At 60.3% G+C, this 21,044-nt stretch carries 19 protein-coding genes; 12 read left to right on the top strand and 7 right to left on the bottom strand.

Features of this window, described 5'->3' with window-relative positions:
• Positions 1-170: 170 nt before the first annotated feature.
• From FHX16_RS28225 to FHX16_RS28170, 12 genes are all read left to right on the top strand, one after another.
• Positions 171-1,313 (top strand): alpha/beta hydrolase, encoded by a 1,143-nt coding sequence (locus FHX16_RS28225; protein ID WP_259131621.1) that lies wholly within the window; start codon positions 171-173, stop codon positions 1,311-1,313.
• Positions 1,314-1,508: 195 nt separating this feature from the next.
• Positions 1,509-3,122 carry an arylsulfatase gene (locus tag FHX16_RS28220; protein WP_183861368.1) on the top strand — a complete coding sequence of 538 codons (1,614 nt, stop codon included), beginning with the start codon at positions 1,509-1,511 and terminating at the stop codon, positions 3,120-3,122.
• A gap of 58 nt (positions 3,123-3,180) precedes the next feature.
• Positions 3,181-4,158, top strand: a complete 978-nt coding sequence (locus FHX16_RS28215) for a MoxR family ATPase (RefSeq protein WP_183861371.1) — start codon at positions 3,181-3,183, stop codon at positions 4,156-4,158.
• Positions 4,159-4,168: 10 nt separating this feature from the next.
• A complete protein-coding gene (locus FHX16_RS28210; RefSeq protein ID WP_183861373.1) occupies positions 4,169-5,119 on the top strand; it encodes a DUF58 domain-containing protein in 951 nt (316 codons plus the stop codon).
• Entirely contained in the window at positions 5,116-5,646 is a 531-nt protein-coding gene (locus FHX16_RS28205) for a DUF4381 domain-containing protein (protein ID WP_183861375.1), read from the top strand. The genes FHX16_RS28210 and FHX16_RS28205 overlap by 4 nt, the downstream gene beginning before the upstream one ends.
• Complete coding sequence (locus FHX16_RS28200; protein WP_183861377.1) at positions 5,633-6,619, top strand: VWA domain-containing protein; 987 nt, start codon at positions 5,633-5,635, stop codon at positions 6,617-6,619. Before FHX16_RS28205 ends, FHX16_RS28200 begins: the two co-directional genes overlap by 14 nt.
• Entirely contained in the window at positions 6,616-8,175 is a 1,560-nt protein-coding gene (locus FHX16_RS28195; protein WP_183861379.1) for a VWA domain-containing protein, read from the top strand. Before FHX16_RS28200 ends, FHX16_RS28195 begins: the two co-directional genes overlap by 4 nt.
• Positions 8,172-9,482, top strand: a complete 1,311-nt coding sequence (locus tag FHX16_RS28190; protein ID WP_183861381.1) for a BatD family protein — start codon at positions 8,172-8,174, stop codon at positions 9,480-9,482. Before FHX16_RS28195 ends, FHX16_RS28190 begins: the two co-directional genes overlap by 4 nt.
• 115 nt (positions 9,483-9,597) lie before the next feature.
• Positions 9,598-10,572, top strand: coding sequence for a formylglycine-generating enzyme family protein (locus FHX16_RS28185; protein WP_183861383.1), 975 nt, complete (start codon positions 9,598-9,600; stop codon positions 10,570-10,572).
• Between the two features lie 13 nt (positions 10,573-10,585).
• Entirely contained in the window at positions 10,586-11,563 is a 978-nt protein-coding gene (locus FHX16_RS28180; protein ID WP_183861385.1) for an HAD family phosphatase, read from the top strand.
• Positions 11,564-11,632: 69 nt separating this feature from the next.
• A complete protein-coding gene (locus tag FHX16_RS28175) occupies positions 11,633-12,163 on the top strand; it encodes a DUF1269 domain-containing protein (protein ID WP_183753944.1) in 531 nt (176 codons plus the stop codon).
• Between the two features lie 122 nt (positions 12,164-12,285).
• Positions 12,286-13,308, top strand: coding sequence for a DUF4105 domain-containing protein (locus tag FHX16_RS28170; RefSeq protein ID WP_183861387.1), 1,023 nt, complete (start codon positions 12,286-12,288; stop codon positions 13,306-13,308).
• 115 nt (positions 13,309-13,423) lie between these two features.
• Here the strand turns inward: FHX16_RS28170 and FHX16_RS28165 are convergent, their stop codons facing one another.
• The 7 genes from FHX16_RS28165 to FHX16_RS28135 all read right to left on the bottom strand — a co-directional run bounded on the left by FHX16_RS28165 (position 13,424) and on the right by FHX16_RS28135 (position 20,681).
• Positions 13,424-15,157: a hypothetical protein gene (locus FHX16_RS28165; protein WP_183861441.1), complete on the bottom strand. Its 1,734-nt coding sequence runs from the start codon at positions 15,155-15,157 to the stop codon at positions 13,424-13,426.
• 129 nt (positions 15,158-15,286) lie between these two features.
• Positions 15,287-15,586: a hypothetical protein gene (locus FHX16_RS28160; protein WP_183753940.1), complete on the bottom strand. Its 300-nt coding sequence runs from the start codon at positions 15,584-15,586 to the stop codon at positions 15,287-15,289.
• A 165-nt stretch (positions 15,587-15,751) separates the two neighbouring features.
• Positions 15,752-16,960 (bottom strand): adenylate/guanylate cyclase domain-containing protein, encoded by a 1,209-nt coding sequence (locus tag FHX16_RS28155; protein WP_259131614.1) that lies wholly within the window; start codon positions 16,958-16,960, stop codon positions 15,752-15,754.
• A 125-nt stretch (positions 16,961-17,085) separates the two neighbouring features.
• Entirely contained in the window at positions 17,086-17,952 is an 867-nt protein-coding gene (locus tag FHX16_RS28150; RefSeq protein ID WP_259131612.1) for an HlyD family secretion protein, read from the bottom strand.
• Positions 17,949-18,158, bottom strand: a complete 210-nt coding sequence (locus FHX16_RS28145) for a DUF1656 domain-containing protein (RefSeq protein WP_183861392.1) — start codon at positions 18,156-18,158, stop codon at positions 17,949-17,951. Before FHX16_RS28145 ends, FHX16_RS28150 begins: the two co-directional genes overlap by 4 nt.
• Positions 18,155-20,236 (bottom strand): FUSC family protein, encoded by a 2,082-nt coding sequence (locus FHX16_RS28140; RefSeq protein ID WP_183861394.1) that lies wholly within the window; start codon positions 20,234-20,236, stop codon positions 18,155-18,157. The genes FHX16_RS28145 and FHX16_RS28140 overlap by 4 nt, the downstream gene beginning before the upstream one ends.
• A complete protein-coding gene (locus FHX16_RS28135) occupies positions 20,226-20,681 on the bottom strand; it encodes a MarR family winged helix-turn-helix transcriptional regulator (RefSeq protein WP_183861443.1) in 456 nt (151 codons plus the stop codon). The genes FHX16_RS28140 and FHX16_RS28135 overlap by 11 nt, the downstream gene beginning before the upstream one ends.
• Between the last annotated feature and the right edge of the window lie 363 nt (positions 20,682-21,044).

Below are 21,044 nucleotides of genomic sequence, written 5' to 3'. Positions count from 1 at the left end.
TAACATCTGTGTGGTTACTGTAAAGTACTTTCACTTTAACCCGGCCACCGTAAGGTGCTTGCGTTTTCAATGAGGGAACCGGAAACGTGATTGCTGCCCGCACTGTTCGGACACTTGTACCGTTGCTCGTCGCCGCACTTCTTGCAGGCTGTGGTCATCCAAGCGGGGTCATGACGCCTGTTGCACTGACAGCGGCAACACCCAACACCACCAAGGTCAGCATGCTGGTCGCGACCACTCGCGAGCCGTCCGGCGATCCCGCAACACTGTTTAACGGCGAACGCAGTCCAAAGCCCTACTTGACGGCGGTCGATGTCTCGATACCACCGAAACGCGCGTCCGGCACCGTGCAATGGCCGAAGCGCCTGCCGCCGAATCCGGCGACCGACTTTGCCGTGACCAGCGTCAAGGAGATCGATACCGTTCCGCAGGGGCGTGCATGGTTCCGCCAGAATATCCAAGGCGGTCACGCGCTGGTCTTCATCCATGGCTTCAACAACAAATACGAGGATTCCGTTTTCCGCCTCGCGCAGATCGTCCACGATTCCGATATGCACGCGACTCCCATCCTCTTCACGTGGCCCTCACGCGCTCAGCTCACAGCCTACGAATACGACAAGGAAAGCACCAACTATTCGCGCACGGCGCTCGAGCAAGCGTTGCGAACACTGGCCGCCGACCCAGACGTCAAGGACATCACCATCCTCGCTCACTCGATGGGCACCTGGCTGACCATGGAATCGCTGCGGCAGATGGGCATCCGCGACGGACACGTGAACAGCAAGATCCACAACGTCATTCTCGCCTCGCCTGATATCGACATCCAGGTCTTCGCCAAGCAGTTTGCCGAGATGGGCGAGCCGAGGCCGAAATTCACGATCTTCGTATCGCAGGATGACAAGGCCCTTGCCGTCTCGAGCTTCATCACCGGTAAAGTTTCACGCCTCGGCGCGATCGACCCGACCGTAGAGCCCTATCGCTCGAAGCTCGAAGCCGCGGGCATTACCGCGATCGATCTTACCAAGGTGAAAGGCGAGGGTCTGAACCACGGTAAGTTTGCCGAGAGTCCTGAGATCGTTCAGCTGATCGGCCAACGCATCATCACCGGGCAAACGCTGACGGATTCCAATGTCTCGCTCGGCCAGGGTCTGACCGCAGTGGTCGGCGGCACTGTGACGACGATCGGCAACGTCGCGGCCACAGCGGTCGCAGCACCAGTGACGGTCCTCGAGCAGCCAATACAGAACGCAAAGAAGCGCCCGGCTGACGAAACGCTGCAGGGAGACCTAAAACCTCAGCCGTTTACCCAATAGGCCCGACACATTCCGCTCGCTGTTACGTTTTGGCGCCCGCTTGTTACCGTAACGTACTTACCGAGTGATGCTCTTCAGTGGGAACGTAAGCTTGTCGAAAAGTCTGACGAGCTTTCTACAGCGCCGAGTCCCGGCCTGCCCCACGATCAGGAGCGCGTAAATGTTGAACGACCTGAAAAGACAAGGGAGATCACGATGAGTGCGTCTCTCTCCAAGCGACTTCGGCACGCCGGCGCGGCACTCGCCTTGGCCCTCGCCTCCACCTCGCTCAGCTATGGAGCCGCGCATGCGCAGCAGGCGGCGCCAACCCAGAATACGGCAAAGCCGAACATCCTCGTCATTTTCGGCGACGACATTGGTCAGACGAACATCAGCGCTTATTCGATGGGCGTCATGGGCTACAAGACGCCCAACATCGACCGCATCGCCAAGGAAGGCATGCTGTTTACCGACTACTACGCCGAAAACAGCTGCACTGCCGGTCGCTCCACATTCATCACCGGCCAGGTCTGCCTTCGTACCGGTCTTTGCAAAGTCGGCATCCCGGGGGCGACAGTCGGCCTGCAGGCGCGCGACATCACCATCGCTCAGGCCTTGAAGCCGCTCGGCTATGCCACGGGCCAGTTCGGTAAGAACCATCTCGGCGACCGTGACGAATTCCTCCCGACGCAACACGGGTTCGACGAGTTCTTCGGCAACCTCTATCACCTGAACGCCGAGGAAGAACCCGAGCGTCCCTATTATCCGAAGAACGATCAGGCATTCGTGAAGGCGAACGCGCCGCGCGGAGTCCTGCATTCGTTCGCCGACGGCAGGGTCGACGACACCGGCGCCCTCAACCGCAAGCGCATGGAAACGATCGACGATGAAACGACGGCGGCTGCGATCGATTTCATGCAGCGGCAGGCCAAGGAGGGTAAGCCGTTCTTCACATGGATGAACACGACCCGCATGCACGCGTTCACACACGTTCGCGAATCCATGCAGGGCCAAAGCGGTATGCCCGGCAATGAATACGCCGATGGCATGGTCGAGCATGATGGTGACGTCGGCAAGCTCCTCAAGGCGCTGGACGACCTCAAGATCGCCGACAATACGATCGTCGTCTACACAACCGACAATGGCCCGAACCAGTGGTCTTGGCCAGATGCGGCGACGACCGCCTTCAGAAGCGAGAAGGATACCAACTGGGAAGGCGCCTTCCGCGTTCCGGCAATGGTTCGTTGGCCAGGCCACGTCAAAGCGGGCGAAGTGTCCAACGAGATGATGTCTGGACTTGACTGGTTCCCGACCCTGGTTGCCGCAGCCGGCGACCCCGACGTCAAGGAGCAACTCCTCAATGGCGCAAGCATCAACGGCAACCAGTTTAAGGTCCATCTCGACGGCTACAATCAGCTGCCGTACCTGACAGGACAGCAGCCGAAATCGGCGCGCGAGGACTTCTACTATTTCAATGATGACGGCGAAGTCGTCGCCTATCGCTACAACAACTGGAAGATCGTCTTCTGCGAACAGAGAGAGCCGGGAGGCTTCGTGGTCTGGGCAAATCCCTTCACCTGCCTCCGCGCGCCCAAGGTCTTCAACCTGCGCATGGATCCCTATGAACGGGCCGATGTCGTCTCCGATCAGTACTACGACTGGCTGGCGAAGAACGCCTACCTCATTCAGTACGGCGTATACCGGGTCGCTCCCTTCCTACAGACTTTCAAGGACTACCCTCCGAGCCAACGATCGGCGAGCTTCAGCATCGACCAGATGGTCGATGCGTTGATGCGCTCGATGGAGCAAGGTCCCTCGACTGGAAAGTAGCAACCACCAAGAGCGGGTCGATCTCTGACGACCCGCTCGATTTGCCCAAGGGGGAGCCATGACGGCACGCGACGATATTCTCGACCTCGGCAAACGGGTCGGCCAATCGATCATCGGGCAGGATACAATGGTCGAGCGCTTGCTGCTCGGCCTCCTTGCCAACGGCCACCTTCTCGTCGAGGGACTGCCGGGACTCGCAAAGACGCGTGCCATCAAGAGCCTGGCAAAGAACCTTGATGCAGAGCTTTCGCGTATCCAGTTCACCCCTGACCTGCTGCCCGCCGACATTACCGGCTCGGAGATCTATTTCAGTGAAGGCGGCAAGGGGGAATTCAAGTTCCAGCAAGGGCCGATCTTCGCCAGCCTGATCCTCGCCGACGAAGTCAATCGCGCACCGGCCAAGGTGCAGTCAGCGCTTCTCGAGGCGATGGAGGAACGGCAGGTGACGGTCGGCGGACAGAGCTATCCCTTGCCCGACCTCTTCATGGTCATGGCAACGCAGAATCCGATCGAGCAAGAGGGCACCTACCCCCTTCCCGAAGCGCAACTCGATCGCTTCCTCATGCATGTCGAGGTTGGCTACCCCGATGGCAAGTCAGAGGCGGCGATCATGCGTTTGAACCGGGACGAGGAGAATGCTGCCCATGGCGGAACAAAGCCTGCCGAGCAGCAGAAACTTAACCCGCAATCTGTCTTCGATGCCCGCAAGGAAATTGGCGCAGTCACCGTCTCCGATCCGGTCGAGGCTTACATCGTCGCGCTGGTGCTCGCCACGCGCTATCCCGACAAATACGACAAGGACCTGGCGAAGCTTCTGCAGGTCGGCATCAGTCCGCGCGGCGTCATCAGTCTCGACAAGGTCTCGCGGTCTTACGCCTGGTTCAAGGGCCGGGATTACGTGACGCCCGATGACGTCAAGGCGATCGTCAAAGACGTCTTTCGCCACCGCCTCATTCTATCCTACGAAGCGCATGCGTCGAACACGACGCCTGACCAGGTGATCAATCGCATCGTCGAGCTCGTGGCCGTCTCGTGAGGATCGCGCAATGCCGGCAAATCCTGATGCAGAAGGCGTCCATGTCTCTACTAGCCAGTTGGTGGCCCTGGAAGGCCGCGCCCGTGATCTGAGCTTCGTCCACAAGGCAAAGAGCCACCGCCTGCTCGCCGGTCGCATGCAATCCTCGATGCGTGGCCGTGGGCTGACCTTCGAGGAATTGCGGGACTATCTGCCGGGTGACGACATCCGCACGATCGATTGGCGCGTCACCGCACGCACGACCAAACCAGCCGTCCGAGTCTATTCCGAAGAAAAGGAGCGGCCGGCACTGGTCGTCGTGGATCAGCGCATCAACATGTTCTTCGGCAGTCGGCGGTCGATGAAGTCGGTGACGGCGGCGGAGGCGGCCATGCTCTGCTCCTGGCGCATTCTCGGCTCGGGCGACCGTGTTGGAGGCTTCGTCTTTAATGACGAGCGGATCGACGAAATCCGCCCGCATCGCAGCCGGGAGGCAGTGATTGGCTTTGCCGACCGGATTGCGACCCAGAATGCCGAGTTGAATGCAGATTTTGCCGGAACATCATCTCCGACTGCGCTCGACGCTGTTGTCGAACGCGTCACCAGCATCGCACATCACGATCATCTCATCATTGTCATCAGCGACTTCGACGGCCACACCGCGGCAACCCGCGACAGACTGCTTCGCCTTTCCGCGCACAACGATGTCATCTGCCTTCTCGTATACGATCCCTTCATGCTGGAACTGCCGCAATCCGGCGACATCGTCGTTAGCGGCGGCAACCTTCAGGCGGAACTCGCACTGCGGAAGGGCAGCGTACGCCAGGCGATCGATCGCTTCGCACGCGAACGCGGTGAGGAACTGCGCGCATGGCAGCGCGAACTTGGGCTTCCCATGCTGCCGGTCTCGACGGCGGAGGAGACAGCCCCGCAACTTCGTAAGCTGCTGGAGCAGGCGGCCTGGCGCCAGAGGAGGCGATGACCATGGAACCCGCCGGCACCCCGTTGGACCCAATGACCGAAACCGCGCTGCGCTCGCTCAAGGACATATCCTTGCCGCCAGCAGTCTCCTGGATGCCTCAGACATGGGGCTGGGCCGTCCTCGCGGCGATCCTGATGCTGATCCTTGTCACAGTGTTTCTACTATGGCTTCGCCGCTATCGCGCCAACGCCTACCGGCGCGACGCGCTGGCACTACTTGCCGGCGTGGAGGCGAAGATCCGTGATCCCGAGACACAGCAGTCAGGCGTTCAAGACCTCGCAGTGCTCTTGAAGCGTGTTGCCCTGGCCGGCTGGCCGCGCAACGACGTTGCATCCCTCGCCGGGGCCGCCTGGGTGAAGTTTCTCGAAGTCCATGGTGATCGTACCAGCAGCCAGGCACTGCAAGCCGTGCTTGACGATCTCGAATATCACGCCAGCAAAGGGATCGGCGCGACGCAACCGAATACCGGGGCCGAATTGATTGCCGGTGCGCGCAACTGGATCGAGCGGCATCATGTATCAGCTTGATCATCCATGGCTGCTGGCGTTGCTGCCACTGCCCCTGATCGTCTGGTGGTTGTTGCCCGCCCACCATGAAACGTCGGCATCCGTTCGCTTGCCTTTCTTTGACCAGGTCGCAAGCGCAGTCGGCATCACGCCGACCTCCGGCTCGGTGATCGCCCGGCGCGGTTGGCCGCAACTGATTGCCGAAGCCCTCGCCTGGTGCCTTATCGTCCTCGCCCTCACCCGCCCACAATTCGTCGAGCCGCCGATCGAGAAGGTCGAACCCCAGCGTGACCTGATGCTCGCTCTCGACCTTTCGCAATCGATGGATACCCGCGATTTCCGTGCCCCCGATGGGACGACGCATCCACGCGTCGATGCAGTCCGGAGCGTCGTCGCCGATTTCGTTACAAAGAGGCCGGGCGATCGCATCGGTTTGATCGCCTTTGGTGACGCTCCCTACCCGCTGGTCCCCTTCACGATGGACCATCGTACGGTTCAGGCCATGATTGCCGAAACCCTGCCCGGGATGGCCGGTCCACGCACCGCGCTTGGTGATACGATCGGTCTTGCCATCAAGATGTTTGAGAACACCACGGTGCCTGAAAAGGTGTTGATCGTGCTGACCGACGGCAACGACACAGCCAGCAAGATGCCGCCCGCAAAAGCCGCCGACATAGCCAAGCAGAAGGGCGTGGTTATCCATGCGGTCGGCATAGGCGATCCGGCCGCAACCGGCGAAGAAAAGCTGGACACCACGGCCCTGCAAAAGATCGCCAGCGACACCGGCGGCCGCTACTTCTTCGGTGGCGACCAGAGCCAGCTTGCAGCGATCTATGACGAGCTCGACAAGATCACCCCGGAGGATCAGAAGAACCTCTCGTGGCGGCCGCGCATCGAACTCTTCCACTGGCCGCTCGGCGCGGCGATTGCGGTGCTCGCGCTCTATTACTGCGCAGCCGCAGCGGGCGGGCTTCTTCGGAGGTCCACTGCATGATCGAAGATTTCCATTTCCTTCGCCCTTGGTGGCTCCTTGCCATTCTCCTGCCGATCGGGATCGTGTGGTTCGCCTCGCGCTCGAGCAACGCCCGCAATCGCTGGAAGGATATGATTGCCCCTCATCTTCTGGAGAAGCTGATCGTCGATGCTTCTGGGCGCACTCGCGTGCGCCCGTCCTGGCTGCTTGCAGCAGTACTCGGCTTGGCCGTCCTCGGCGCCGCCGGCCCGACCTGGGAACGCGAGGCGCCACCCTTTGTGGAAGATACCGCACCGCTGGTGCTCGCCGTCGACCTGTCGCCGACGATGGACGCGATCGATCTCACGCCTTCCCGGCTTGAACGCGCCAAGTTGAAAATCAAAGACATCATTGCGCAGAGGCAGGGCGCCAGGACCGCGGTCATCGCCTATGCCGGATCGGCCCACCTCGTGCTGCCGCTGACCGACGATTCCTCACTGATCGAAACCTACACCGACGCGCTGGCTACCCGCATCATGCCGGTCGACGGCAAGGACACCGCGGCAGCGCTTACCACGGCGGAACAGGCACTCTCCGAAGGCGGCGTGGCCGGTACCGTTGTCTTCATCACCGATGGCGTCGAGCAGAACGCTTTCGACGCATTCAAGCGGAAAACAGACAACGGCATCCTGATCCTCGGCGTCGGCACGGCCGAAGGCGGTCCTGTCAAGACAGCGGACGGAGGCTTTCTCACCGGCACCGGAGGCAGCCGCGTTTTTGCCAAGCTCGATATCGACGCGCTTAAAAATTTGCACGCGCTGACCGGCGTTGATGTCGCCACAATCACCGATGACGACACGGACGTCCGCTGGATAACGCAGCGCGTGGCAACCAATTTCGCGCAGAAGAAATCGGCGCAAGGCGACCGTTGGAAGGATGCCGGCTGGCTGCTGCTTGCACCGGCGGCGGTGCTCTTCGCGTTAACCTTCCGGAGGGGATGGGTCGTCCGGCTCGGAACGGCGTTTATCTTGGCAAGACTTGTATTTATGCCGACTTCTTCACACGCCGCAGGCTTCGCTGACATGTGGTTGACGCCTGATCAACAAGGGAGGATCGCGTTCGAGCGTGGCAACTACGATGATGCGGCAACTCGCTTTCACGATCCGATGTGGCGCGGCGTAGCGCTCTATCGCGCCGGTAAATTCGCACAGGCCGTCGATGCGTTCGCCGCGGTCGACAGCGCCGAAAGCTGGTACAATCAGGGAAACTCCCTGTTGTTTCTTTCGAAGTTTGAAGAGGCGGTCACGGCCTACAAGAAGGCGCTAGACAAACGAAAGGAGTGGCCGGAGGCGAAGGCCAATCTGGCGATTGCCGAGAACCTGCTGGCGACCCAAAAGGACGAAGAGCAAGAGCAGCAGCAAGATCCGAACCAGAAGCCGGACGAGGTCAAGTTCGACGACAAGGGAAAAAAGGGCAAGGCTGGACAAGTCGATGTTGCCGAGCAGACCTCCGAGATGTGGATGAAAAATCTCCAGGTGAGCCCCGCCGATTTGATGGCGCGAAAGTTCGCGATCGAAGTGCAGGAGAAGAAGCCGTGAGGATCATCTGGGCTGCATTGATCTTTGCTTCGACGGCATGCACCGCCTTCGCCGCCGAGCCCTTTGCACGTGTGACGATCAACGACAGCGACAGCATCGTGCCGGGGCAGCAGGTGCGGGTCACGGTCGACGTCTTTGCACCGAATTTCTTCACCTCACCGCCGCAGTTTCCGTTGTTTGACGTTCCGAACGCGCTCGTGACGCTGCCTGACGAGCGTGCTCAGAACATCACGGAAACGATTGATGGCGTGCAATATTCCGGCATCCGCCGCGATTATGCGATCGTGCCCGAGGTGGCCGGCACCTTCGCCCTCCCTCCGGCAACGATCGAATTCAGCTATTCCGATGACGGCAAGTTCGTGCACGGCACAGCGCAACTGCCGCCGACGCAATTTACAGCTGCGTCTCCGACCGGCAGCGACGGCACGACGCTACCTTTTGCCGCCCGCGGTGTGACCATCACCCAATCGTTCGATCGCGATCCTGCCAAGCTGAAGGCAGGCGAGGCCATCGTGCGAACCGTGGTCATCTTTGCCGAGAACACCCAAGCCATGATGATCCCGCCGCTGGAGATCGCGCAGGCACCGGGTCTGCAAACCTATACGCAGTCGCCGCAGCTGGCTGATGGCGTCACCCGTGACCGGGCTGTGGGAAGCTCGCGAACGGAGAGCGTCACCTACGTTGCCGAAGCGCCGGGATCCTTTCAGATCCCGCCAATCAGCCTCGGTTGGTTCGACACCGAGGCCAAGTCGAGCAAAACTGCTTCGCTGCCTGCCGTTGCCCTGACCGTGGCCGACGCACCCCCGACGACCGAGGGCATTGCACCGCAAGTTCAATCAAGCGATCCCGCAGCGCCCGTGCAGCAGCGTTCGATGCGCGCGATCGCCGTCACCGTCTTGTCACTCATCGCACTAGGCGCCGTCTTCATCTGTGTCCGCCATTGGTTCCCACCGGTGCAGCAGTGGTTCGCGCGGCAGCAGCGGATACGGGCCAGTTCCGAACCGCAGCTTTTCCGCCGGCTCATTCATGCCGTCAAGAACGGAGCCCCACAGGACATCTACGCCTCTTTTGACGGTTGGTGCCGAGCTATCGGCTATCGAACAGGTTCTGCATGGACAGCAGCCCGCGGGGACGACGATCTCTCGCGGCAGCTCCAACAACTCGACCGGCTGTTATACGCGCCTGGTTCGCATAACGAGACGCTTGATCGGGCCGCGCTTGCAGCGGCGATTACTCGAAACAGGCTGCCGCGGCAGCAACCACAGCGCCCTGCGCGTGGCCATCCCCTGCCCGAGTTGAACCCATAGGCTGAAGGATCAGATTTCCGGAAAATGTAACGTTTCACGGAAGGCGTGTTACCGTAACGTACTTACCGGGAAAGCAAAGCGCGGCGATACTCAAGACAAGCGCTCGGAGGCGAAGATGGCATTGGCATTTGACACGGGGCATCGGGCGCAACGTCAGGGCGACGACCAGGGCGACCTCGTATGGATACCCGGCCGGACTTTCGTCATGGGTTCTAACGATCACTATCCGGAAGAGGCGCCGGCCCATCCTGTTACTGTGGACGGCTTTTGGATCGAGGCGACGCCGGTCACAAACCGCAAGTTCCAGGAATTTGTGAAAGCGACTGGCCACATTACGGTGGCCGAGAAAGCGCCCGACCCCAAGGACTACCCAGGTGCCCTACCGAACATGCTGCGAGCCGGGTCACTGGTCTTCACACAGCCCAAATCCGTGACCGGCAGCGACATCTCGCAATGGTGGAAGTTCAAGTTCGGAGCCAACTGGCGGCGGCCCTATGGCGGCTTAAGCGATCTTCGCGGCAAGCTCGACCATCCAGTCGTCCATGTCGCCTATGCCGATGCGAAAGCTTATTCGGAATGGGCCGGCATGGATCTGCCGACGGAAGCGGAGTGGGAACTGGCGGCGCGTGGCGGGCTTGAAGACACAGAGTTTGCCTGGGGAGACGAGCTGATGCCTGATGGCGTTGCCATGGCCAACACTTGGCAAGGCACGTTCCCGACACATAGCACGAAGCCCGCCGGCAAGGACCGAACGACAGCCGTACGCACCTTTCCGCCAAATGGCTACGGAGCCTATGACATGATCGGCAATGTCTGGGAGTGGACGACGGACTACTGGTCAACACGTCATCCGGAGCCGGCTGCGAAAGCCTGCTGCATTCCTGAGAACCCTCGCGGCGGCGCAAGAGAGGCCAGCTACGATCCCAACCAGCCGAATATTCTTATTCCGAGGCGCGTACTGAAGGGCGGCTCACATCTTTGCGCCCCGAATTATTGCCGCCGCTATCGACCGGCGGCACGTCACGCCGAGCCGGAAGATACCTCGACCAGCCATGTCGGCTTTCGCTGCATCAAGCGCGTAGCAACCTGATCAGGAGCATCTCATGTCTCGGTCTGTGCGCTTCCTCTTGCTTTTCCTGTTGCTCCCTGTCAGCGCACTCGCACAGGAACTCCCGTCCTGGAACGATGGCAAATCGAAGCAGGAAATTGTCGACTTCGTCAAGAAAGTGACGACGGAGGGCAACGCCGATTACGTGGCGCCCGAGGACCGCATCGCCGTCTTCGACAACGACGGAACGCTCTGGACGGAGCAGCCATTCTATTTCCAGCTGGGCTTCATTTTGGATCGGGTCAAGGCACTTGCTCCCGAGCATCCCGAATGGAAAGAGAAGGAACCCTTCAAGTCGATCCTTTCCGGCGACCTCAAGGGCATGGCCAAGAGCGGTGAACGGGGCATCGTCGAACTTGCGATGGACACCCATGCCGGCATGACGACTGACGAATTCCGCAAAATCGTCGTCGACTGGTTCGCTACGGCGAGACACCCGAAGACGGGCAAACCCTATAACGAGATGACATTCCTGCCGATGCGCGAGCTTCTGGACTACCTGCGCGCCAATGGCTTCAAGACCTTCATCGTCTCCGGCGGCGGTGTTGAATTCATGCGCCCCATTACCGAGAAGGCGTATGGAATCCCGCCCGAACAGGTCGTCGGCAGCACGATTACGACGCAATATGCGCTGGTCGGCGATACGCCTGTTCTGAACCGGCTCCCAAAGGTCGATTTCGTCGACGATGGCCCCGGCAAGCCGGTGGGCATCAACAAGTTCATCGGTAGACTCCCGATCTTTGCAGCCGGCAATTCCGATGGCGACTACGAGATGCTGCGTTGGGTCACGGCCGGCAAGGGACCGCACTTCGCGATGATCGTTCATCATACCGATGCAGATCGGGAATACGCCTATGATCGCAAATCGGAGTTCGGGAAGCTAGACAAGGCGCTAGATGAGGCGGCCGCCCGCAACTGGCTGCTCGTCGACATGAAAGCCGACTGGAAGAAGATCTACGCATTCGATCAATAGCCCGGGCGGCATACGTCCGCCAGCCGTCATGCTCCATATCCTCGCTGTTAAAAACGAAAGGAACGGACAATGTCAGAACTCATCGTTATCGGCTTTGATGCCATGGATGAAGCAGACAAGGTGCTGCTGAAATTGAACAACCTGAAGAAGGAATACCTCGTCGACCTCGAGGATGCAGTCGTGGTGGTTCGCGACGAGGCCGGCAAGGTCCATCTCAAGCAGAGCCTCAACCTGACGGCAGTCGGCGCCACTTCCGGCCTGCTGTCCGGCTCCCTTTGGGGCGGCCTGGTCGGCTTGCTATTCCTCAACCCGCTCGCCGGCTTTGCCATCGGCGGACTTGTTGGAGCCGGCACCGGCGCGATTTCCGGCTCGCTCGCCGACTATGGCATCGATGACGAGTTCATCAAGTCTCTTGCCGCAACCATACCGAACTCCTCTTCCGCTCTTTTTGTCCTCGTCCGCAAGGCGCAGCCGGAGAAGGTTCTCGCCGAACTCCACGGGCTGCGCGGCCGCGTCCTGAAAACGTCGCTGGCGCCGGAACAGGAGGAGCGGTTGCGCAAGGCCCTCTCGGACACCTCGGGCGCAGCTGCATCCACATGATCTAAATGCCCAGCGCGCCGATCGCAAAACGCGCCGGGTTCCTCCGATCGTTTGCGGTTGCTGCGAGCCTGAGCGATATTGCCCGCTTCCATGGTGAGCTGACGCATCGCGAGGGGCGAAAAATGGCAATCACCTCCACCGAGGCTCCCTCCTCGAAATGGCAGGTTCTGGCGCTCACCACCCGCCTCGTTTTTCGGCTGGTGGTCATCGCCTTTATCGGGTGGTTTGCTCTCGCCGCCCACTATCAGGCGCCATCCGGATGGAAATGGCCGATCATTGCCGCCGGCTCCCTCGTTGGCCTGATCGCCATCCTGGCTGTCAGGCGGCGGCCGATGCTCGCCAGCGTGCTGCTGCTGGCCACGATGCTCGCCGTTTCCTTTTGGTGGAAAAGCATCGAGCCTAGCAACGACAGGGGTTGGGCCGCCGATGTCGCCCATGGCATCACCGCAACCGTCTCAGGCGATCAGATCACGCTGCACAACGTGCGGAACTTTCAATGGAGGACGGCAGAAGACTTCGATCCGGTTTGGCAGACCGAGCAGTACGACCTCTCCTCGCTCCAATCGGTAGACCTCCTGAATTCCGTCTGGAGCAACCCCGCGATCGCCCATACCCTCGTCAGCTTTGGTTTTGCGGACGGTCGCCACGTCGTATTTTCGGCCGAAATCCGAAAGGAACGCGGTGAAGCATTCTCGGAGATCGGCGGCTTCTTCAAGGAGTTCGAACTGGTTCTGATTGCGGCTGAAGAGAGCGACATCGTTCGCCTGCGAACCAACGTCCGCCGGGAAACGGTGTCGCTTTATCCACTCCGGCTCTCTCCGCAGGTCGCCCGCGCCCTGTTTCTGTCCTTTCTCGATAAGGGTAATGCGTTGGCGGCACAGCCCGAATTTTATCAGACGATCACGGCAAACTGCACGACGATCGTCTTCAAGCTCGCCCGGCTGATCGATCCCGGCATCCCTCTCGACTGGCGCATCATAGTATCCGGTTACCTGCCGGACTATCTCTACGACCACCACCTGATCCCAAACGGCCTGCCGCTCGACGAAGTCAGGAAGCAAGCCGAGATCAGCAGCCGGGCGCAGGCGGCGCCAACGTCGAGCGACTATTCTAAGGTGATCAGGTCAGCATTGAATGGCGGCTGACAGCGCAAACGGCCTCGACCTTGGTAGCCGCGTCCAACGGCGCAGGGACGCTGACCGGATAGAATATCGCAATCGCACCTACGTCGTGGTTAGTGAGGCCGACTAAACCCGACTACTAAAAGGCAGTCGCCAAGCCCTCGGTCTTGAAGCGAGCGCCTGCCTTGACGAGTCCATCTTCGATGGAGGCGGATAGTGCGGGCTGGTAGCGCTGCTGTGTCGTTTGTTCGCGGAAGGTCGTTTCAAACTCTGGCGCGAGCTTCCTCAGTTCCGCAAGGCCTGGCCCCGCTTCATCCGATCCCATTTGGCCAAGTGCCGCCACCCGCAAGGCTTTGATCAAGAATGTGGTATCGCTTACCTGGTCTGCAAGCAGCGTGGCCTCCGACCAATCCTTTTGCCGGTAAGCGTCGAGGGCGAGCACCAGAACCGCGTCGCGCGGAACGACATCGACAGACCTTTCGGCGTCTCGCGCAAGGGAAACACCCGCATCGAAATAGCCTGACGAAAACAGGACGAGGCCAAGCTTTGCCGCCACATCGGGATTGTTGGGGCTGAGCGCCAGCGCGCGATTGCCCGCAGCGAGCGCAGCGTCAATCCTGCCGCCGTAGAATTGCGCCAGCATCAGAGCGATATATGCCCGGTCGGAGAGCGGCGCCAAGTGGACGGCCCGATTGGCAAGCTCGAGCGCTCGTGCCGTCGTGCTCTCCTCCACCTGACCCGCCAGCCGCGTCGCAAGCGCTGCCGTGGCGTCCGCATCATAGCGGTTTGCGGCGATTGTTCGCTCCAGGCAGTTGATCGTCCGTGTACCCGATGCTCGGCCGTCGTCCGGCTCATACTCTGCTCGCAGGACGCATGCGTTGCCAAGCGAATCCTCGGCAGCATCGTGTGCTTCGATGTTGTTGATGACCCCTCGCGTCGCCGCAAAGCGGCGTGCGAGTTGTGCAACCAGTTCGTCCCGAACCGCCGCGGGGGTCCTTCCGCTCGTATCAACCCTTTCAAGCCCGGATTTGAGGAGGTCGCCAGTCGCGGTGTCTACAATCTGCCACCAGATGGTGCGGTCGTCGCCATCACCATAATATTTCATGTCGATTGCGTAAGCGTTCGACTTCGCCGGACGGAGCACTGAGGCCAGCGGCCTTTCATTTTGCTGGGCCTGCGAAACCGTCAACGTCTGGAATTGCGTCAGGGCAGTCAGCAGCATGTCGCGGGTCACGGAAGCCTCTTCGCGCAAACCTTCATCGACTGCGGTTAGCGTGACTGCGACCGTAGGCTTGGCTGTCGTGATTGGGCGGGATGCATAGACAGCAACACCAGCGGCCATGGCCGCGACAATCAGCAGGGCTGAAGTGGCTACAAGCAGCCAGGTCGGAACGGACCTCGCTGGGACATCCGGCACTACCTTCAACGGATTCTGGTCAGCGACGGAAGCCAGGGACTCTCCGCCGGTGGGGACGGAATGTTCTCCGTCATCGACCGGTGGAAGGCCACTCGAAGACCGCGTAAAAATCGCAATATAGCGCCCTCGCGGGAGTTGAACCGCAACCCGGCCTTCTTCCGCAAAAGCTTCGTAGTACTGGCTAAGCGACGACCGCAATCGGCTAAGCTCAATGCGGACAATGGGGTCGAGCGATGGATCGAAATTGCTTTGCCGACCTAAGACATCAATGGCGATGGAATAGGCTTTCACACCATCGGCACAACCGGCGAATTGCTGGTCCGTGATATATCTGAGAATGCTCCGGCTTCTTTCGGTGGCTCTGAACCGCTCGTCGGCGAGCAGACGCTCGAGCTCTGCACGGGCCTCTGGGCGCGAAACTTCGTGAGCCCAGCCTTCCTGTTCTTCAGCCTTCATCATTGCCGCCCCTGCTACGCAACGCTCAATGCCAAGTAGAACAAATGGGGTTATTGAGCAGAAAACAAGGGGTTGCAATATGAAATGCTAACAAAACCGAAACGGGATCAGTGCAGGCGCGTGTCAATCCTATTCCGGGACGCCGCCTCCGCGCTCGAGACAGTACTTGATTACGTCGGCTTCGATCTCGGCACAGACGATCTCATATTCATGGACCATCGCGCTGTCTGCGCCTCCCGCAACGCTTCTCAACCGGTCGAGCGTGGAACTTGCGTCCTCATATGCTTCGCAGAGGCTGCGAAGCGGCTCGGATTTCTCTCCGATCGTTTGAAGTCGTCCGCGGACAGCGGGCAGCTTCAGCATCAAGCGACGTAGCCCTCGCCGCTCGGCATCGGAAGGTGTTCTTACCTCGTCGTTTTCCTTGCCCATGAAGACCACCCCGGCCTCAGTCGGCTTTGTTTGAGCGATCTTAGCGAGCTGGCGGCACGGCGGAAGTACGTAACGGTAACAGACTGCGCTAACGGCTGCCGTTGGGCTTTGTTACCTTGGCATTTACGTTGCGAATTGGGCCTGCTTGGGCGGCGGCAAGCGCGTTCAAGCAGCCGGTATCATCGTAAACAGCTCCTGGGCACGGTTGACGCCCCGAAGCACATGCAGACCGATCGAATGCAGATTGTCGATCTGCGACGGGGGAACGATCGCGGCAAAACTCGCCGACATCAGAAGCCGCCGCTGCAGTGCCCGACAGAGGGAAACGATGCGGCTGACCTCGTTTACCGCAGGTCCGATAACTGTGAAGTCGAGTCGATCCTCGCTGCCGATGTTGCCGTAAAAGACCTCGCCAAGATGAAGTCCGAGATAGACGTCGGTCACCGGCCTGCCCTCGATGCGACGTTGCGCATTGAGATCGAGCAGGCGCCTGTCGAGCAGCGACCGGGCGGTCAGCGCCGCGGAACAGGCCTCGCTCGGTCGCCTGCCCTTGAAGATCGCCAGCGTGCCGTCGCCCATCAGCTTGAGCACCTCGCCTCCAGCCTCTTGGACCGACGAGATCACAGCATCGGCGTAGTCGTTGAGCATCGGAATGATTTCTTCCGGATCTACGGTGTCCGAGATGTGCGTGAAATTGGCGAGGTCCGAAAACCAGAGGGCCGCCGAGATGCGGTCACTTTGACCGCGGGTGATCTTGCCGTGAAGGACGTGGTTTGCGGCATCCTGTCCGAGATAGACCTTGGCGATCGTGCCGGCCACGCCGCTGACCGTCACGCATTTGACGGCCAACGCCAAACAGGGAAGTAGATCCCGCAACACGGCAATGTCACCATCCGCGAAACCTTCCTTTGATCGGGTGGCGAAGTGCGAGAAAAAGCAGTCGATGTCACCGATTGCCCCGCCATCGCCGAACCGATGCGCCATGGCGATAAAGTCGGTGAAGCCCGCCGCCTTCAGATCGTCAAGCAGATAGAAGTCGGCCGGATCTTCCTTGGTCAGCCTGCTGCGGATCTCTCCCGACCCCGTCGTTTCCAAGTGATGGAAGGCCGAGCGAAGCCAATTGTCAGCCACCGCGCCGGGACCGGAAAAACCATACTCCGACACGCGTTCGACCGGCTCCCTGCTGTCCCAGCGGAACGCTCTCCGCTCATAGATAGGATGAAGCGCGTCCATGACGGCGACGGAACGCTCGATCGGGAGCCCATTCGCGCGACACCGTTCGCAAAAGCCGGCGAGCAGGTCTGCTTCCGGCATGCCTTTAAGTCCGCTCTGCATCAGCCAGGTGGTGATTTCTATGACGTGGCGATCGTCCACGGCTGTCTCCTGGAACCGGGCGACCATTTGTTTTTCTCGAGCCGAACGGCTTCGTTCCCGGCATCGTTGGGGCGCCCAGACCGGTGAACTTGCGGTATTCGAAGGCGGCTCTTCAGCCGCCCCAATCAATTGACGATGGTGACGCTTGCCGTGCGGCCGGCAACCAGGGCTGTGTCATCAGGCAGGGTATCGAGCGCCACGCGAACGGGAACGCGCTGCGCAAGCCGAACCCATGTGAAAGTCGGAGTGACGTTGGCGAGCTGGGCGCTGGTATCGCTTCGCTCCCGATCCTCGATGCCGCCCGCCACCCCATCGACGTGTCCCTTGAGAGGTGTCTTGCTGCCCATCAGATAAACAAGTGCGGCGTCGCCAACCTGGATGCGGTCCAGCTTGTTCTCCTCGAAATAGCCGGCAACGTAATAGGAATCACTGTCGATCAGCGCCGTAACCGCAGTGCCCGCCGTCACATAATTCCCAGGTTTCATCGAGAAGTTGGTCAGCACGCCATTGACGGGCGCCCTCACCACGGAGCGGTCGAGATTGAGCTGTGCAGTGTCGCGGCTGATCACCGCCTGGCTGTAGGCGGCCTCGTCCTGCTGGACGGTTGTCTCGGCTTGCTGGATCTTCTGCCGCGTTACCCAACTCTCACCCAATTTGCGATAGAGCTCGAGATCGCTTCTTGCCATATCGAGTGCAGCCTTGCTGCTTTCCATCTGCGCTTCGGCCTGACGCAGCGCGAGCGCAAAACGCGCCTGGTCGATGCGGAAGATCACGTCACCTTTCCGAACGGCCTGATTGTCCTTTGCGTCCACTTCGCTGACGATCCCGGAAACATCGGCGGCAAGCCGCACGACGTCCGCACGAATTTTACCGTCCCGAGTCCAGGGCTCGTCCATATAGTAGTCCCAGAGATGCCAGCCGAGCACTCCCGCCAGGGCAACCATGACGCCGGTGAGCAGGAAGCGACCGGAATGAGCGAGAAGCGATTTCATAATGACACCTTGTTCAGAGACAGCGCGATGGCGCCAAGCAGGCAGAAATACATGGCCGTGTCGAAAAGCGGCCGATGCCAAACCAACCGGTAGAAACCGACGGAGGCCAGCACCCGCCGCAGGACGGAATTGAGGAGGTAGGCTGCGAAAGCGATCGCGCCCAACGTCGGGAAGAAGACCCCGTAAATATCGATATCAGGCCTCATGCGGCATGTTCCTTTGCAGTTCCCGCGCCCGCGACGACAGGGAGGGAGGCTGCGTCAGGGTAAAGGGTGTATCTGAGCGCCGTCATAGATCGGCGTGCGCCCTCAATCGCCGAAGACTTGCCGGCCTCGACCAGTGCCGCCAGCGCCTGATCCAGGATCGTGAGCAGATTTTCGTCTGGCTGCGCATCCCGGCTCTTCTGCTTCTGCTGGTAGTAGGCCGCGATACCGGAGAGCACCTTCTCGATCGGCTCGCGTTTGTCCCGCGATACCAATTGCTTGTGGCGCTGGAGATCCAGCGTGTTGAGACCGTTGCGCAGGTCACGCATGATATCGGTCTGTGCGACTGCGGACTCGGCCGGAATCATCGCCAGACGTGGCGCAACCAGACCAAGCCGGTCTACCATGCGGTAGAGCAACTTCGTGAAGTCGATCTCTTCGGGTCGGCGCGCTGCAGCAACGATATCCGTCCAGCCCGACCTCAGCACACGGTAAGCGGTCCACTCAGCACCGACCGAGCGAACGAGGACTGTCGTTCCGCAGGCAATCACCATGCCGATGATCATCGCCGCATTCGAATTTACGAATGACGCGAGATCGAGGTTCAGGCGGTCCTGCAGCGTCAGCATGTTCGGCAGGTTCACGCAGAAACCCATGCCATAGAGCGCAAGTGATGGCTTCGTCATCAGCAACCCGGCCGGCACAAGCATCAACCCGAGCGCGGCGGCGAGTTCGACGTAGCTGTGAATCAGTGGCATCAGGCCATACTCGAAGACGAAAGCTGCAATGACGGTCACAATGGCGACATTCACGAACTTGATCATCATCGGCGCCGGATCGTCCATCGACGAGAAGATGCAGCAGAGCACGCCGGCCATCATCGCAGCCGCGCTACCCTGAGGCCAACCTGTATAGATCCAGAAGGCTGTCGCGATGAACGTCGCCAGCATAACCGAAAGGCCGGAATGAATGGCCATGCCATAATCCTTGTGGATCGGAGCCCGGTCGAAGGACGTGCCGAACCGGCGCCAACGAAGGTCATGATGCGATCCGGATTCAATGTCTTGCCGGAGGCTGAGACAGTCGCCCCATATCTGCACGAGATCCCGGATGCGTGCGGTGAAGTTATGGGCAAGCAGCCCGTTCCACTCCTGTTGCGCGCGTCCCTCCTCCTCCGCCCTGGTCATCAGCACAAGGAGTTGCTGTCGTTTGTCCTCGGCAAGCGGTTTGCCACTCTCGAGCAATGCCGTGACTTCGCCTATCAACGTCGTGATGGCCGGCGTGAATTTACCCGCTGTTGCCCTCTCGAGCGCATGCAGCACGTCTGCCAGACCCGAAACGATCGGCAGCATCGCAACCATGCGCTGCTGCAATATCCGGGTGCGACCGACGATGTCACGCAGCGCCGAGGTGTCATAGGCGACATGGGTGGTGAAGCTATGGAGATCGACCGCATCGGCAGCGAGCCGACGGGCTGCGGCCAGCAGCGCGGGATCGCGGCCCCTGCCCTTCAGCGTGCCGATGGCCAGGTCAGCGCCGTCGCGCAGCCAGGCATTGATACGTCCAGCCAGAACCGGCCCGGCGTGTCGCGGAAAGAGGATGCGATTCACAACCGCCGCGCAGATGATGCCGAGCGCGATTTCCACGACACGGGCAGTTGCGTAGGTAAAGGCCGTATCCGGGTTTGCGACGATCGGGAAGCCGGTCAGAGCGGTCGTATATCCCGCCAGCATGAAACTGTAGCTGCGTGGTGTTCGGTGGAGCAGACTGACGCCAAGGCAAAAAGCCATCCACAGGGCGATCGCAAGCGTCAGCATCTCCGGCGAATTGACGAGGTTGGGGATCAGGATCACCGTAACCCCGCCGCCAAGCGCCGTGCCGATCAGGCGGTAGAGCGCCTTCGATGTGCTCGCACCCGATAGCGGATGAGCCACGATGTAAACCGTACCGACCGCCCAATAGGGATTCTGCAGGTCGAAGCAAAGCGCAATACCAAGCGCCAGCATCGCGGCTGTGAAGGTCTTGAGGGAAAAGACGACGTCTCCCAGGCTGGGATCGGTCGCGTTCTTGCTACTCGTCATTTTCCTGTGTTCCGGATAGGACCGCGGTTTTCGCCGCGATGGCGCGCAGGACCTCCAAGGCGGCCTCGACCTGTTGAGGATCAAGGTCGCCTAGGATCTGTGCTCGCAGCTCCGCCGCACAGCTTTCGGCGCGCTCGGCGACCGCTGTGCCTCCTCCGGTGAGTTGCACCAGCTTGATACGGCGGTCCGCCTCATCGGGAACCCTGCAGATCAAGCCGTCATTTTCCAAACTGTCGAGAACCCGCACGAGGGTCGGCCCTTCCACACCGACCCGTTCAGCCAGAACACCCTGCGGTATCCGGTCGCCATGCCGAAGCAGCGCGATCAACGGCGCAGCGCTGGCGTCGGACAGGTTGTGATCGGTCAGGACGGCGTTCAAAGCCCGACGCCACCCGCGCCCGCAGATCATAAGCAAGGGTGCGAATTCGGCCCAGGTTCGCTTCAGATTCGTTGTCATGGAATTAGATAACATCCTATCGATTAGAATACAATGATATTATTTGGGGGCAATGATGTGACTAGCAGACCCTTTTGGGTATCGATCGCCTCCTTCCCCCGTCATGACGCTCTCCCGTTGGACAGCCGTGAAAAAGCCTATTGAGGAAGTGAAAAATTAACCATACGACGTAATAGTTTGTTAGAGAATCGCCGAGCATCCCATTGGAGACCCTATGCGCCGATATGCAATCCTTGCCGCACTGTCTGTTCTGTCAGGCTGTGTGAGCGGCCCGGACCATGTTCCTCCGGAGATGCCGCTTCCGGCGAAGTTCAGCGAGGGTGGCGCCAAGGACATTGGCGACGTGTCGAC

Origin of the sequence: Rhizobium sp. BK661 (genome assembly GCF_024808825.1) — a bacterium.
Classification (GTDB): domain Bacteria; phylum Pseudomonadota; class Alphaproteobacteria; order Rhizobiales; family Rhizobiaceae; genus Rhizobium.
The sequence above is the reverse complement of the archived record's forward strand: the minus strand, read 5'-3'. Positions and strand labels throughout refer to the sequence as shown.